Source organism: Pseudomonas sp. TWI923 (assembly GCF_039673365.1).
Lineage (GTDB): Bacteria > Pseudomonadota > Gammaproteobacteria > Pseudomonadales > Pseudomonadaceae > Aquipseudomonas > Aquipseudomonas sichuanensis.
In genome coordinates this window covers 1-14,416 of the sequence record NZ_JBDJLM010000101.1, presented here as the reverse complement: position 1 = coordinate 14,416, position 14,416 = coordinate 1, and the positions used below count along the sequence as shown (strand labels likewise).

The window sequence follows — 14,416 nt, the reverse complement described above, 5'->3', positions numbered from 1 at the left end:
GCACAAGGCCGCTCCTACAACGGGCGTGAACTTACGCGCTGGCCGCCTTCAAGCGCTGCCCCAGCCGTGGCCCGAACACATTGATCAGCAACCCCAGCATCACCAGCAGGCCACCCCAGACCTGCATCTGGCTCAAGCGCTCGCCCAGCAGCAGCGCCGAGGAGCTCAGGCCGATCACCGGCACCAGCAGCGAGAACGGCGCCACCTTGCCCGCTGGATGGCGCGACAGCAGCGTACTCCAAAGGCTGTAGCCGATCATGGTGGCGACGAACGCCAGGTAGGCCAGGGCCAGCACCGAGCTCCAGCTGATGTTGAGCAGTGCATGGGCGATCAGCTCCGGCCCTTCCAGCCACCACGACAGCGCCAGAAACGGCAGCGGCGGGATCAGCCCGCCCCAGATCACCAGCGCCACCAGGTCGACCTTGCCGAAGCGCCGGGTGATGATGTTGCCCATGCCCCACATGGCGCCGCCGCACAGGGTCAGCAGCAAGGCGATCAACGGCACGTGGCTGCTGTGCTCGCTGCCGATCACCGCCAGCCCCCCGGCCGCCACCAGCAGCCCGAGCACACTGGCCAGGCGCAGCCGCTCACCGAGGAACAGCGCAGCGAAACCGAGGGTAAAGAACGCCTGCGATTGCAGCACCAGCGACGCCAGCCCCGGCGGCATGCCGCTGTACATGGCCTGGAACAGGAAAGCGAACTGCCCCAGGGAGATGGTCGCACCGTAGGCGATCAGCCAGCGCCACGGCAAATTCGGGCGCCGCACCAGCAACACCGCCGGAAACGCCACCAGCAGAAAGCGCAAGGCACCCAGCAGCATCGGCGGCAGGCCGTCGAGGCCGACCTTGATGACCACGAAATTGACGCCCCAGGCGATGATCACCACCAGGGCGATCAGCAGGTCCTTGAGTGGCATGGCACGCTTTCCTTCTACAGGCTTGTTCTAGACATATTTCGTTACAGCATAAGGCGATTGCCGGTCCAGGGACCAGCACAGTTGTGTACCGACCTTGCGTAACAGTGCGCTGTATCGGCTCCATGGCAGTAGGAAAAATCGGCCGCAAGCTTCACTTGACCGGACTTGTATAGACATGCTCAGATCAAGCCTCGGCCATCCGCCCTGCGTCCTGCCGATAGCCGCCGCCCTTCACAAAAACAACGAAGCGGAGCCCTCCCCGATGTCCAGCAAACCTGTGATCGAGCGGCGCTCGATCGACTACATCCCCGAAACCGAACGCCATGGACGCGTCTACAGCCAGTTCACCCTGTGGCTGGGTGCCAACCTGCAGATTACCGCGATCGTCACCGGCGCCCTGGCCGTGGTGCTCGGCGGCGATGTGTTCTGGTCGCTGATCGGCCTGTTCATCGGCCAACTGATCGGCGGCGCGGTGATGGCCCTGCATGCCGCCCAGGGCCCGCGCCTGGGGCTGCCGCAGATGATCTCCAGCCGCGTACAGTTCGGGGTCTACGGCGCAGCCATCCCGATGGTGCTGGTGTGCCTGATGTACATGGGCTTCACCGCCACCGGCACGGTGCTGTCCGGCCAGGCCATCGGCCAATTGCTCAGCGTCAGCGACAGCACCGGCATCCTGCTGTTCGCCGGGGTGATCGTGCTGGCGACCCTGGCCGGCTACCGGGTGATTCACTGGATCGGCCGCGTGGCCAGCGTGCTGGGGATCATCGCCTTCGTCTATCTGTTCAGCCGCATCCTGATGCTGGCCGACATCAGCGAGCTGCTCGCCAACCGTCATTTCAGCTGGGCGACTTTCTTGCTCGCGGTCTCCCTGGCGGCGTCCTGGCAGATCGCCTTCGGCCCCTATGTGGCCGACTATTCGCGCTACCTGCCCAGCAACACCTCGCCCCTCAAGACGTTCCTCGCCGCCGGCCTGGGTTCGGTGCTCGGCGCCCAGGCGTCGATGGTCCTGGGGGTGTTCGCCGTCGCCATCGCCGGCGGGCAGTTCTCCGGGCGTGAAGTGGCCTATATCGTCGGCCTGGGCGGCGCCGGCACCACGGCGGCGCTGCTGTACTTCTGCATCGCGTTCGGCAAGGTGACCATCTCTACGCTCAACAGCTACGGCAGCTTCATGTGCATCGCCACGATCATCAGCGGTTTTCGTGGCCACCTGTCGATCAGCCGCGCCCAACGGCTGGTGTTCGTGCTGGCCATCGTCGGCGCCGCCACGCTGGTCGCCCTGCTCGGCCAACACTCGTTCCTCACGGCGTTCAAGTCGTTCATCCTGTTCCTGCTGACCTTCTTCGTGCCCTGGAGCGCGGTGAACCTGGTGGATTACTACTTCATCACCAAGGAGCGCTACGACATCCCGGCACTGGCCGACCCCAATGGCCGCTATGGCCGCTGGAACTGGCCGGGAATCGGTGTGTACACCTTCGGCGTGCTGGTGCAGATGCCGTTCATCGACACCAAGCTGTATACCGGGCCCATGGTCGCGCACCTGGGCGGCGTGGATGTGTCCTGGCTGATCGGGCTGGTGGTGCCGAGCGTGCTGTATTACTGCGTTGCCCGGCGGCGGGCCAGTGAGGCGCCGAGCCACATCATCGTGCCTGAGGCGCGCTGATTTGGCGGGAAGTTCGGTGAGGGCCACCAGGGGCTCGCCGATGTTTTTGCAGCGCCTTTGAGATCGAGCGCTGCAAACCTGTCGCCATACACCTGAAGGCATCAAAAGTCAGCTGCCGGCACCTGTCATCCAACAGTCACGCCACTGTCGTAATCTGCGGCGCAACTCTGTGCCAAAGGTCCCCGGCATGCACCGCCTGTTCACCCTTCTGCTCTGTCTGATCCCCGCCCTGGCCGTGGCTGAACCTGTGCAACTGCGCATCCAGGGCTCCAACACCATCGGCGCCGCACTGGGCCCGGCGCTGGTGCGCGGGCTGCTGCAGGCGCAAGGCGCCAGTGCAATCGACAGCCAGCCCGGCGCGGCAGTCAACGAGACCGTGATCCGCGCCCAGAGCCGCAACGGCCAGCCGCTGCGCATCGACATCGCCGCCCATGGTTCGAGCACCGGCTTTGCCGCCCTGGCCCGGGGCGATGCCGACCTGGCCGCCGCCTCGCGGCCGATCAGCGACCGCGAAGCACAGCAGCTGCAAGCCTTGGGCGACCTGCGCGGGGCCGGTTCGGAACAAGTAATCGGCCTGGATGGGGTGGCGGTTATCGTCCACCCCGACAACCCGCTTGCGCAATTGACCACCGTGCAACTGGCACAGATCTTCTCCGGCCAGCTCTCACGCTGGGAGCAGTTGGGGGTGCCCGGCGGCGCTATCCACCTGTACGCCCGCGACGACCGCTCGGGCACCTTCGAGACCTTCAAGGCGCTGGTGCTCGACCCACGCCACGGCGAACTGTCGGCCCAGGCCCGGCGCTTCGAAGCCGCTGACGCCTTGGCCGAACAGGTCAAGGCCGACCGCCAGGCCATCGGTTTCAGCGGCCTGGCCACGGTGCACGGGGCCAAGGTACTGGCGGTGGCCGACGGTGACGCCGCCGCCCTGCCACCCAGCCGCGCGCTGGTTGCCAGCGAAGACTACCCGCTGTCGCGGCGCCTGTTCTTCTACTTGCCGGCCAACGCGATCCCCCAGGCCCGGGCCCTGGCCGAGTTCGCCCAGAGCCCGGCCGGCCAGGCCATCGTCGCCGAGCAGGGCTTCGTCTCGCAGCAGATCAAGGCGCTGCCGGTGCCAGTGCAAGCGGACATGCCCGTGCGCTACCTGAGCCTTGCCCGCGAAGCCAACCGCCTGACGGTCAACTTTCGTTTCCAGGAGGGCAGCGCCGGCCTCGACAACAAGGCCCTGCGCGATGTGCAGCGGGTCGGCGACTACCTGCGCCAGGCCGGCAAGTTACAGCGCAAGGCGGTCTTGGTGGGCTTTGGCGACCCCAAGGAAACCCCGGGGCGCGCCGCCCTGCTCTCGCGCCTGCGGGCTATGGCGGTACGCCGTGAACTGGCGCGCCAGGGCGTGGAGGTCAAGGAAGTGACCGGCATGGGCGACGAGCTGCCGGTCGCGGGCAACGACCTGGAACAGGGGCGCTTGCGCAACCGCCGGGTCGAGGTCTGGGTGTACTGAGCCTCAGCGGTAGTCTGGCAGTTCGATCCGTGCCACCAGCCCCGCGCCCCGGCGGTTGTGCAAGGTCAGCTCGCCACCCTGCTCGCGCACCATCGCCCGCGCCGCCGACAAGCCGAGCCCGACGCCGCCGGTATGCCGGTTGCGTGAGCCCTCCAGGCGGAAGAACGGCTCGAACACCTGCTGCAGTGCCGCTTCGGGGATGCCCGGCCCCTCGTCGCTGATCTCGATCAGCACCCGATGGGCCTCGCGGCTCAAGGCGATGCGCGGGGCGCGCGCATACTTGATCGCGTTCTCCAGCAGGTTGACCACCACCCGCTTGAGCGCCAGCGGCCGGCCCCAATGCACCAGGTGTGCCGGGCCGCTGAAGTCGACGTCGATGTGCTGGTCGCAGTAGTCGTCGAGGATGGTCTGCAGCAGCTCGGACAAGTCGAACACCGTCGCCTGCTCCAGTTGCGTGCCTTCGCGGAAGAACGCCAGGGCCGCGTTGATCATCGATTGCATCTCGTCGACATCGCGCACCAGCTTGCGCTGGTGCTCCAGGTCCTCCATGAACTCGCTGCGCAGGCGCAGGCGCGTCAGTGGCGCACGCAGGTCATGGGAGATGGCCGCGAGCATCTGCGTGCGTTCGCGCAAGAAATGCTGGATCTGCGCCTGCATGGTGTTGAACGCGACGATGGCCTGGCGGATCTCCTGCGGCCCCTCGATATCGATGGGCGGGGCCTGCAGGTCGCCGCCGAAGCGGCGCGCCGCGCTGGCGAAGCGCTGCAGCGGGTTGGCCAGTTGCCGTGTGGCCAGCCAGGCCACCAGCAGCGTGGCGATCAGCCCCAGGCCGAGGATCACCGCAATCCGTGCCGGCGCGCTGAGCCCCCAGCTGCGCTCGGGTGGGACGAATGACAGCCAGCTGCCATCGGCCAGACGCACCAGTGCGCCGTAATGCGCCTGGGCGCTGCCCGCTGGCCAGTCCGAGGGATTGAACGCCTCGATCGTCCTGCCCTGCCCCAGCAATGGCCGCAAGGCCGGGATGCGCTCGGCCTCCACCGCCATGCCCGCGGCAGGCAGCCCGAGTGCGTCACGCTGGCCGCTCCAGGTCACCTGCAAGGCCGGGTTGCTCGCCGCCTGCGCCAGTTGCCCGCGCAAGGGTACCGGCGCCGCCTCCAGCAGGCGCGTGGTCACGGCGATCTGTTCGAGCAGGCCGGTACGCTCGATCGGCGGGCGCGCCCAGATGCCGGCCACCTGGACGAACAGCGCATTGAGCGCCAGCGACGCCAGCATGGCGGCGAAGATGGTCAGGGCGATCCGCCAGCGCAGGGTGTCGCGTCGCAACAACCGGCCGATCATGAGCGGGTGACCTTGGCAGTGAACAGGTAGCCGCCGTTGCGCACAGTGCGGATCAGGTCCGGCCGCTTGCTGTCCGGCTCGATCTTGCGCCGCAGCCGGCTGACCTGCACATCGATGCTGCGGTCGAAGGCGTCATGCCCCTGGCCACGGGTCAGGTCGATCAGTTGCTCGCGGGTGAGGATGCGCTGCGGGTGCTCGAGGAACACCACCAGCAGGTCGAACTCGGCGCCGGACAACGGGATCATCACCTGCTCGGGCGAGCGCAGCTCACGGCAGGTGACATCCAACTGCCAACCGGCGAAGCCGATCAGCGGCCGCACGGCCTCGGCACGGGGCAACTGGCCACCGGCCCGGCGCTGCACGGCGCGCAGGCGGGCGAGCAGCTCACGTGGGTCGAAGGGTTTGGTCAGGTAATCGTCGGCGCCCAGTTCCAGGCCGACGATACGGTCGCTCAGTTCGGCCATGGCGGTGAGCATGACGATCGGTATGCCGGTCTGGGCACGGACCTTCTGGCACAGGCTCAGGCCGCCCTCGCCCGGCAGCATCAGGTCGAGGATGATGATGTCCGGGGCTTGCCGGGCAATGGCCGCCCACATGGCCTGGCCGTCGGCGGCCAACTCGACCTCGTAGGCATGCTGCATGAAGAACTGCTTCAGCAGGGCCAGGATTTCCACGTCGTCGTCGACGATCAGCAGTCTGCTCACGGTCACTGGGTCCAGAAAAAGGACGTATCTAAAACCATTGCGCGGCTGCGGTCATTTATTTCAACCGCGTAACATTTCTACAGTGTGGACATCACGCCGACATTCGCCGGCAAACAACCTGGGGCACCCTGCAGGCCTTCGATCACAGGGGGCACCGATGAACGTCTCGCACCGCAGCACCAGCACCGAGGGCCCTGCCCTGATCCTCAACCAGCGCACCAGCACCCGTGGCGACGGCGCAGCCCTGACCATCCAGCAGGCGAGCCTTGAACTGGGCGAGCACAACGGCCAGATCGTCCTGCGGCGCTACTTCGAACATTACAGCCCGGCGCACGGCGAATGGGTGGAATACAGCCATACGGTGACGGCGAACGAACTCATCCACTGGATGATGGCCAAGGGGCAACTGCACATTGAGCATTCGCCACAGGACCTGGCAAGCGACACCGCCGGAGGCCAGCCATGAAGCGCATGCCTGCCCGTGCCGTGCTGCTGACCTGCGTATTGGGCGTGTCTGCGTGCAGCAGCAAGACGCCGCCTACCGGCTACCTGCCGGACTACAGCGTGCTCAGCCCACACCCGACGCCTTCGGGCGGCACCGCCCTGACCTGGGTCGACCCTAAACTGCCGCGCGGCCGCTATATCCAGGTGTACCTCGCACCAAGCCAGCTCTACCCTGCGCCCACGCCGACCGCTCGCATCCCACAGAGCACGCTGGCCAGCATCACCGGCTACTACGACGCGGCGCTGCGCAACGAGCTGGGCAAGGTCATGACCGTGGTCGAGCGCCCAGGGCCGAACACCCTGGTGATCAGGCCGGTCATCAGCCGGGTCGACGCCCATACCCAAGGTTTGCGCTTTTATGAATGGCTGCCGGTCACCCTGGTTGCGGCCGGGGTGAGCAGCGCAGCAGGCTGGCGAGACCTGGACAGTGAAATTGCCAGCGAGCTGCGTTTCGAGGCGGGCACCAGCGGCAGGCTGATCGGCGCGGCGGTACTCACCGGCACTGGCGTGCCGCTGGAAAACGACCGCCAGCCGATGACCGCCGACAACGTCAAGGCCGTGCTCGATGGCTGGGCCAGCGATGTGCGCCAGGCGTATGCCGTCAAGCATCGGTGATCGAATTGCTGGAAAAGAAATGTAACAGCCTTGCCATCGGCATCCCAGCATTCAGGACTAGCCTCAAGAGCATGTGATGCCGGGCCCCTCTGACGGTTTGCGCCGCCATGTCGGAATCACTGTTGCCTGGCAACGTCGACAATCAAGGAGGGGCTCATGACAGCTCTGCATGCATTTCTCGTTAACCCATTCCTCGGTACCAGCACCTGGTTGTGGCTGGTGTTCATCGTAATCGTCATCGCCTTGCTCGTGCTTGACCTGGGTGTGCTGCACCGCCAGGAACGCGAGATCGAAATGCGCGAAAGCCTGCTGCTGTATTCCGGCTACTTCAGTGTCGGCGTGCTGTTTGGCGTGTGGGTCTGGCACGAGCTGGGCGCGCAGCCGGCGCTGGAGTTCTACACCGGATTCCTGGTGGAACAATCGTTGTCGATGGACAACGTGTTCGTCATGGCGATGATCTTCAGCTTCTTCGCCATCCCCCGCCGCTACCAGCACCGCGTGCTGTTCTGGGGCATCCTCGGGGTGGTGGTGTTGCGGGCGATCATGATCGGCGTGGGCGCGGCACTGGTGCAGCACTTTGCCTGGGTGCTGTACATCTTCGGCGCCTTCCTGCTGTTCACCGGGGTGAAGATGGCGCTGTCGAAGGACAACAGCCACCCTGACCTGGCCAACAACCCGGTGCTGCGCTTCGTGCGCCGGCACATGCGGGTTACCGAGCAGATCCACGGCCCGCGCTTCTTCGTGCGGCTCACCCCGCCCGGGGAGCAACAGGCCCTGCGCTACGCCACACCGCTGTTCCTCGCCCTGGTGCTGATCGAGCTGGCCGACCTGGTGTTTGCCGTCGACAGCGTGCCGGCGATCTTCGCCATCACCCAGGACCCATTCATCGTCTACACCTCGAACATCTTCGCCATCCTCGGCCTGCGCTCGCTGTACTTTGCCCTGGCGGCGCTGATGCACCGCTTCGTCTACCTCAAGTACGCACTGGCGATGGTGTTGGTCTTCATCGGCTGCAAGATCTTCTGGCACGGGCTGGTGGGCAAGGTGCCGGCGGGGGTGTCGCTGGGGGTGACGTTCGGGCTGTTGCTGGGTGGGGTGCTGCTGTCGCTGCTGCGTACCCGCGGGCAGGCGAAAGAAGACGTGTGAATCGGGCCGCCTTGTGCCGCGAAAGGGCTGCAAAGCAGCCCCAACCAACCAGATACCCACTCAGGGCTCGAACCCTTCGACAATGATCACCTCCGCCTTCGCCACCCCCTGGCGGTGGCGGCAAGCCTCCTGATACAGGTCCGAGCGATAGCACGCCAGCGCCTGCTCATACGAATCGAACTCGATCACCACGCTACGCTGGGGAGTGGGCCGCCCCTCCATCGCCTCGCTGCGCCCGCCCCGGGCAAGAAAGCGCCCACCGAAGGCAACGAACGCCGCCGGGGCGCGCTGGGTGTACTGCTGGTACTGCTCGGGGTCGCTGACGTCCACATGGGCGATCCAGTAGGCCTTCATCCGTCGTACTCCTGCTTCAGGGATATTTATGTATGATGGTATACCATAATAATCACCCCATCACCGTGAGCGTGCAACATGGCATTCAACAGCATCGAAGAACTCCTCGAGGACTACCGGCAGGGCAAGATGGTCCTGCTGGTGGATGACGAAGACCGCGAAAACGAGGGCGACCTGCTGATCGCCGCCGAGCGTTGCGACGCCCAGGCCATCAATTTCATGGCCCGCGAGGCCCGTGGCCTGATCTGCCTGACCCTTACCGACGAACACTGCCAGCGCCTGGGCCTCGAGCAGATGGTGCCGGCCAACGGCAGCGTGTTCAGCACCGCCTTCACCGTGTCGATCGAGGCCGCCAGCGGCGTCACCACCGGCATCTCCGCCGCCGACCGGGCCCGTACCGTGGCCGCCGCCATGGCCGCCGATGCCCGCCCGGAAGACTTGGTACAGCCCGGCCACATCTTCCCCCTACGTGCCCGTGAGGGCGGCGTGCTGACCCGCGCCGGCCATACCGAGGCCGGCTGCGACCTGGCCCGCCTGGCCGGCTTCACCCCGGCCTCGGTGATCGTCGAAGTGCTCAACGACGACGGCACCATGGCCCGGCGCCCGGACCTGGAAGTATTCGCCGCCCGTCACGGGATCAAGATCGGCACCATCGCCGACCTGATCCACTACCGCCTGAGCACCGAGCAGACCATCAAGCGCATCGGTGAACGCGAACTGCCCACCGTGCACGGCACATTCCGCCTGGTCACCTATGAAGACCGCATCGAGGGCGGTGTGCACATGGCCATGGTCATGGGTGACATCCGCCGCGAGCAGCCGACGCTGGTGCGCGTACACGTGATCGACCCGCTGCGTGACCTGGTCGGCGCCGAGTATGCCGGGCCCGCCAACTGGACCCTGTGGGCGGCGCTGCAGAAGGTGGCCGCGGAAGGCGCCGGGGTGGTGGTGATCCTCGCCAACCATGAGTCTTCCCAGGCGCTGCTGGAGCGTGTACCGCAACTGACGCAGCCGCTACGCCCTTACCAGCGCGGCCAGTCGAAGGTGTATTCGGAAGTCGGCACCGGCGCGCAGATCCTGCAGGACCTGGGCGTGGGCAAGCTGCGCCACCTGGGGCCGCCGCTCAAGTATGCGGGGTTGGCGGGGTATGAGCTGGAGGTGGTGCAGAGCATTCCGTTCGAGCCTGGGATGGTTGGTTGATTCAACCCTTGTGTAACAGCGCGGACCCTGTGGGAGCTGGCTTGCCAGCGATTGCGTCAGTTGCCAAGGCGGTGGTGCCTGAACTGGCCCTATCGCCGGCAAGCCGGTTCCCACAGGGTCCGCGTCGTTTTCGCGGGCAACAGAGTGATGGCCGGTCGCCCATCCCTCTTGCGAAAAGTTTGGAATACCATAATATGATATCCCGTAGACCTTGAATTCTTCGGCCGTACCTACAATCACAAGACGGCCACGCGACACACAGTGAAAGCAGCTCCCCGAACACTATTGGCGGGCGCACCACCGGCCCCGCCTCGAATAACAAAAGCAACGAGGGCGTAACCATGCTGTTGAGCAAACGAGTAACCGCAGTGCTGTCCGCCAGCCTGCTGACCCTGGCCTGCCAGGCCACCCAGGCGGCCGACAGCCTGAACTTCGTCAGCTGGGGCGGCACCACCCAGGATGCGCAGAAAGCGGCATGGGCCGAACCTTTCAGCAAAGCGTCCGGGATCAAGGTCGTGCAGGACGGCCCCACCGACTACGGCAAGCTCAAAGCCATGGTCGAAAGCGGCAACGTGCAGTGGGACGTGGTCGACGTCGAAGCCGACTTTGCCCTGCGCGCCGCCAGCGAAGGCCTGCTCGAACCCCTCGATTTCAACCAGATCAAGCGCGACAAGATTGACCCGCGCTTCGTCTCCGACCATGGCGTCGGCTCGTTCTTCTTCTCCTTCGTGCTCGGCTACAACGAGGGCAAGCTCGGCGCCAACAAGCCGGTGGACTGGTCGGCCCTGTTCGACACCAAGACCTACCCCGGTAAACGCGCCCTGTATAAATGGCCCAGCCCCGGCGTGCTCGAACTGGCCCTGCTGGCCGATGGCGTAGCCCCCGACAAGCTCTACCCGCTGGACCTGGACCGCGCCTTCAAGAAGCTCGACACCATCAAGCAGGACATCGTCTGGTGGGGCGGCGGCGCCCAGTCGCAGCAACTGCTGGCCTCGGGTGAAGCCTCGCTCGGGCAGTTCTGGAACGGCCGCGTGTATGCCCTGCAGCAGGACGGCGCGCCGGTCGGCGTGAGCTGGAAGCAAAACCTGGTCATGGCCGATTTCCTGGTCATCCCCAAAGGCGCCAAGAACAAGGACGCGGCCATGAAGTTCCTGGCCAACGCCAGCAGCGCCGAAGGCCAGGCCGAGTTCGCCAACAAGACCGCCTATGCACCGGTGAACGTCGACAGCGTTGCCAAGCTCGACAAGGACCTCGCCAAGAACCTGCCGACCGCCTACGCCCAGGACCAGGTGACCCTGGACTTCGCCTACTGGGCCAAGAACGGCCAGGCCATCGCGGCCCGCTGGAATGAGTGGCTGGTCAAATGAAAGTCGCCATCAATGCCCTGCACAACGCGCAAGGTGCCCCCAGCGGCACCGGCGCGCCACGGGCGGACGACCGCCGCCCGCCCCTGAGCCAACGCTGGCGCGGCAGCCGTAACCTGCTGCCGGCTCTGCTGTTTCTTGGTCTGTTCTTCTTCGCCCCGCTGATCGGCCTGTTGCTGCGCGGTGTATTGGAGCCGGTGCCGGGGCTGGGCAACTACGAGCAGTTGTTCGCCAACTCGGCCTACGCCCGGGTGCTGTTCAACACCTTCTCGGTAGCGGGCCTGGTGACCCTGATCAGCGTGCTGCTGGGTTTCCCGCTGGCCTGGGCGATCACCCTGGTGCCCAAGGGCTGGGGCCGCTGGCTGCTGAACATCGTGCTGCTGTCGATGTGGACCAGCCTGCTGGCGCGCACCTACTCCTGGCTGGTGCTGCTGCAGAGTTCGGGGGTGATCAACAAGGTGTTGATGGCGCTGGGCATCATCGATGCGCCGCTGGAGATGGTGCACAACCTCACCGGCGTGGTGATCGGCATGAGCTACATCATGATCCCGTTCATCGTGCTGCCGCTGCAGGCGACCATGCAAGCCATCGACCCGATGGTGCTGCAGGCCGGTTCCATCTGCGGCGCCAGCCCCTGGACCAACTTCTGGAAGGTGTTCCTGCCGCTGTGCCGCTCGGGGCTGTTCTCCGGCGCGCTGATGGTGTTCGTCATGTCCCTCGGTTACTACGTGACGCCGGCCCTGCTGGGCGGTGCGCAGAACATGATGCTGCCCGAGTTCATCATCCAGCAGGTGCAATCGTTCCTGAACTGGGGCCTGGCCAGTGCCGCGGCCGCCCTGTTGGTGGTGATCACCCTGGTGCTCTTCTACCTGTACCTGAAACTGCAGCCGGAATCCCCGGTCGGTAACGCGAGGTAATCCGCCATGCTGCTGTCACCCAATGCCATGAGCCGCCCGTTGCGCACGGGCTTGTACTTGACCACCGGGGTCATCGCCGCGTTCCTGCTGCTGCCGGTGGTGTTCATCATCCTGCTGTCGTTCGGCTCGTCCCAGTGGCTGGTGTTCCCGCCGCCGGGCTGGACCGTGAAGTGGTACGTGCAGTTCTTCTCCAACCCCGAGTGGATGGACGCCGCGCTGGCCAGCCTCAAGGTCGCCGTACTGACCACCTTCGCCGCCGTGGCCCTCGGCCTGCCCACCGCGTTCGCCCTGGTGCGCGGCCGCTTCCCGGGCCGCGAGCTGCTGTACGGCCTGTTCACCATGCCGATGATCGTACCGCTGGTGATCATCGCCGTGGCGGTGTACGCGCTGTTTCTCAAGCTGGGCTACACCGGCACGCTGTTCGCCTTCGTGGTAAGCCACGTGATCGTCGCCCTGCCCTTCACCATCATCTCGATCATCAACTCGCTGAAGCTGTTCGACCAGTCGATCGAGGATGCCGCGGTGATCTGCGGCGCCTCGCGCCTGCAGGCGATCGTCAAGGTGACCTTCCCGGCTATCCGCCCGGGGATGATCGCCGGCGGCCTGTTCGCCTTCCTGGTGTCGTGGGACGAGGTGGTGCTGAGCGTGATGATGGCCAGCCCCGACCTGCAGACCCTGCCGGTAAAAATGTGGACCACCCTGCGCCAGGACCTCAGCCCGGTGATCGCCGTCGCCTCGACGCTGCTGATCGGCCTGTCGCTGCTGGTCATGGTCATTGCCGCCGCCTTGCGCCGGCGCACCGAAAACAACGCCTGAGCGCCCGGAGAAAACAACAATGAGTGCAGTGATCAAAGACGACGCGCCGAACAAGACCCTGGTCAGCCTGCGCGGCCTGAACAAGCACTACGGCGACTTCACCGCCGTGGACAACCTCGACCTGGAGATCCAGGACGGCGAGTTCCTCACCTTCCTCGGCTCCAGCGGCTCGGGCAAGTCCACCACCTTGTCGATGCTGGCCGGGTTCGAGACCCCCAGCAGCGGCGAGATCCTGGTGGACGGCCAGTCGCTGGTCAACGTGCCGCCGCACAAGCGTGACATCGGCATGGTGTTCCAGCGCTACTCGTTGTTCCCGCACCTGAACGTGCGCGACAACATTGCCTTCCCCCTGGCCATCCGCAAGCTCGGCGCGGCCGAGACCAACAAGCGCGTGGACGCCATGCTCAAGCTGGTGCAGCTGGAGAAGTTCGCCCATCGCAAGCCCTCGCAGATGTCCGGCGGGCAGCAGCAGCGGGTGGCGATCGCCCGGGCGCTGGTGTACGAGCCGCGCATCCTGCTGATGGACGAACCGCTCGGCGCACTGGACAAGAAACTGCGTGAAGACCTGCAGGACGAGCTGCGTCAGTTGCACCGTCGGCTGGGGATCACCATCGTCTACGTGACCCACGACCAGGAAGAGGCGATGCGCCTGTCCCAGCGCATCGCCATCTTCAGCCACGGCAAGATCGTCGGGCTGGGCACTGGGTATGACCTGTATCAGAACCCACCGAACGCGTTTGTCGCTTCGTTCCTGGGCAATTCCAACTTCCTGCGGATCAAGGCCAGCAGCCATGGGGCTGGGGCTTTCGAGGGGCAGCAGTTGGCGATTCGCCTGACCCCGGGGCTGGCCGCCGAGCAGGATGCGCTGGTCATGGTGCGGCCGGAGAAGGCCCTGGCTTTGACTGTCGAGCAGGCGGCGCGCGAGCTGTTGCCGGCGGGGTGGAACGAGGTAGGTGCCACGGTGGGTGAGGTGCTGTTCCTGGGTGAAAGCCAGACCTGCCATGTGGTGACCCAGGGGGGCACGGAGATGACGGTCAAGGCGCTGTCGGCGGCGGGGATGCCGATGCGGGCGGGGGATAAGGTCAAGGTGCGGTGGGCGGTGGCGGATGCCTGTGTTTATACCGAATGGGCGGAGAGTGATTTGAGTAAGGGGGCTGGGGCGCATTGATTTTGGCTTCGGCTTCGGCTTCGGCTTCGGCTTCGGCTTCGGCTTCGGCTTTCAGAGTGTTTGTTTTGATAGATGTATGCGCATTCGGCGGCGATGTCGACGCGTAGTGAGGGTGTCAGAAATTTTGTGTTCGGGCATACCATGAGTAAGAGGTGCATGTATGCCAACCAGAAAGAAACCGCTTCGAGAGTTACCGAAGGTCCCGAAAGAGCTGCTTGA

General features: G+C 65.5%; 14 protein-coding genes. 10 read left to right on the top strand and 4 right to left on the bottom strand.

Annotation, left to right across the window (positions count from 1 at the left end):
* Positions 1-31: 31 nt before the first annotated feature.
* Complete coding sequence (locus ABE459_RS23955) at positions 32-916, bottom strand: EamA family transporter (RefSeq protein ID WP_110995758.1); 885 nt, start codon at positions 914-916, stop codon at positions 32-34.
* A gap of 262 nt (positions 917-1,178) precedes the next feature.
* Here ABE459_RS23955 and ABE459_RS23950 point away from each other — a divergent pair, with 262 nt between their 5' ends.
* The gene (locus ABE459_RS23950) at positions 1,179-2,576 is read left to right on the top strand and encodes a cytosine permease (RefSeq protein WP_125463868.1); all 1,398 of its coding nucleotides are present in this window, start codon (positions 1,179-1,181) and stop codon (positions 2,574-2,576) included.
* Positions 2,577-2,763: 187 nt separating this feature from the next.
* Positions 2,764-4,071: a phosphate ABC transporter substrate-binding/OmpA family protein gene (locus ABE459_RS23945; RefSeq protein ID WP_346648151.1), complete on the top strand. Its 1,308-nt coding sequence runs from the start codon at positions 2,764-2,766 to the stop codon at positions 4,069-4,071.
* A 3-nt stretch (positions 4,072-4,074) separates the two neighbouring features.
* Here the strand turns inward: ABE459_RS23945 and ABE459_RS23940 are convergent, their stop codons facing one another.
* Positions 4,075-5,409 (bottom strand): ATP-binding protein, encoded by a 1,335-nt coding sequence (locus tag ABE459_RS23940; protein WP_323833753.1) that lies wholly within the window; start codon positions 5,407-5,409, stop codon positions 4,075-4,077.
* Positions 5,406-6,113, bottom strand: coding sequence for a response regulator (locus tag ABE459_RS23935; protein WP_178125851.1), 708 nt, complete (start codon positions 6,111-6,113; stop codon positions 5,406-5,408). The genes ABE459_RS23940 and ABE459_RS23935 overlap by 4 nt, the downstream gene beginning before the upstream one ends.
* A 157-nt stretch (positions 6,114-6,270) precedes the next feature.
* Here ABE459_RS23935 and ABE459_RS23930 point away from each other — a divergent pair, with 157 nt between their 5' ends.
* The 3 genes from ABE459_RS23930 (at position 6,271) to ABE459_RS23920 (ending at position 8,378) form a co-directional block, all read left to right on the top strand.
* Positions 6,271-6,579: a hypothetical protein gene (locus ABE459_RS23930; RefSeq protein WP_125463864.1), complete on the top strand. Its 309-nt coding sequence runs from the start codon at positions 6,271-6,273 to the stop codon at positions 6,577-6,579.
* Positions 6,576-7,232: a DUF3313 domain-containing protein gene (locus ABE459_RS23925; RefSeq protein ID WP_323833755.1), complete on the top strand. Its 657-nt coding sequence runs from the start codon at positions 6,576-6,578 to the stop codon at positions 7,230-7,232. The genes ABE459_RS23930 and ABE459_RS23925 overlap by 4 nt, the downstream gene beginning before the upstream one ends.
* Before the next feature lie 156 nt (positions 7,233-7,388).
* Positions 7,389-8,378, top strand: a complete 990-nt coding sequence (locus ABE459_RS23920; RefSeq protein ID WP_323833759.1) for a TerC family protein — start codon at positions 7,389-7,391, stop codon at positions 8,376-8,378.
* Between the two features lie 60 nt (positions 8,379-8,438).
* Here ABE459_RS23920 and ABE459_RS23915 read toward each other — a convergent pair whose 3' ends face one another.
* A complete protein-coding gene (locus tag ABE459_RS23915) occupies positions 8,439-8,732 on the bottom strand; it encodes a DUF1330 domain-containing protein (protein WP_323833761.1) in 294 nt (97 codons plus the stop codon).
* A gap of 78 nt (positions 8,733-8,810) precedes the next feature.
* Between ABE459_RS23915 and ribBA the strand changes: the two genes are divergently transcribed.
* The 5 genes from ribBA to ABE459_RS23890 all read left to right on the top strand — a co-directional run bounded on the left by ribBA (position 8,811) and on the right by ABE459_RS23890 (position 14,197).
* A complete protein-coding gene (ribBA, locus tag ABE459_RS23910) occupies positions 8,811-9,932 on the top strand; it encodes a bifunctional 3,4-dihydroxy-2-butanone-4-phosphate synthase/GTP cyclohydrolase II (protein WP_125463846.1) in 1,122 nt (373 codons plus the stop codon).
* Positions 9,933-10,273: 341 nt separating this feature from the next.
* A complete protein-coding gene (locus tag ABE459_RS23905; protein WP_125858432.1) occupies positions 10,274-11,299 on the top strand; it encodes an ABC transporter substrate-binding protein in 1,026 nt (341 codons plus the stop codon).
* Positions 11,296-12,213 carry an ABC transporter permease gene (locus ABE459_RS23900; RefSeq protein ID WP_323833764.1) on the top strand — a complete coding sequence of 306 codons (918 nt, stop codon included), beginning with the start codon at positions 11,296-11,298 and terminating at the stop codon, positions 12,211-12,213. Before ABE459_RS23905 ends, ABE459_RS23900 begins: the two co-directional genes overlap by 4 nt.
* A gap of 6 nt (positions 12,214-12,219) precedes the next feature.
* Positions 12,220-13,029 (top strand): ABC transporter permease, encoded by an 810-nt coding sequence (locus tag ABE459_RS23895; protein WP_110996573.1) that lies wholly within the window; start codon positions 12,220-12,222, stop codon positions 13,027-13,029.
* Between the two features lie 19 nt (positions 13,030-13,048).
* Positions 13,049-14,197, top strand: coding sequence for an ABC transporter ATP-binding protein (locus tag ABE459_RS23890; RefSeq protein ID WP_346648150.1), 1,149 nt, complete (start codon positions 13,049-13,051; stop codon positions 14,195-14,197).
* Positions 14,198-14,416: the final 219 nt, after the last annotated feature.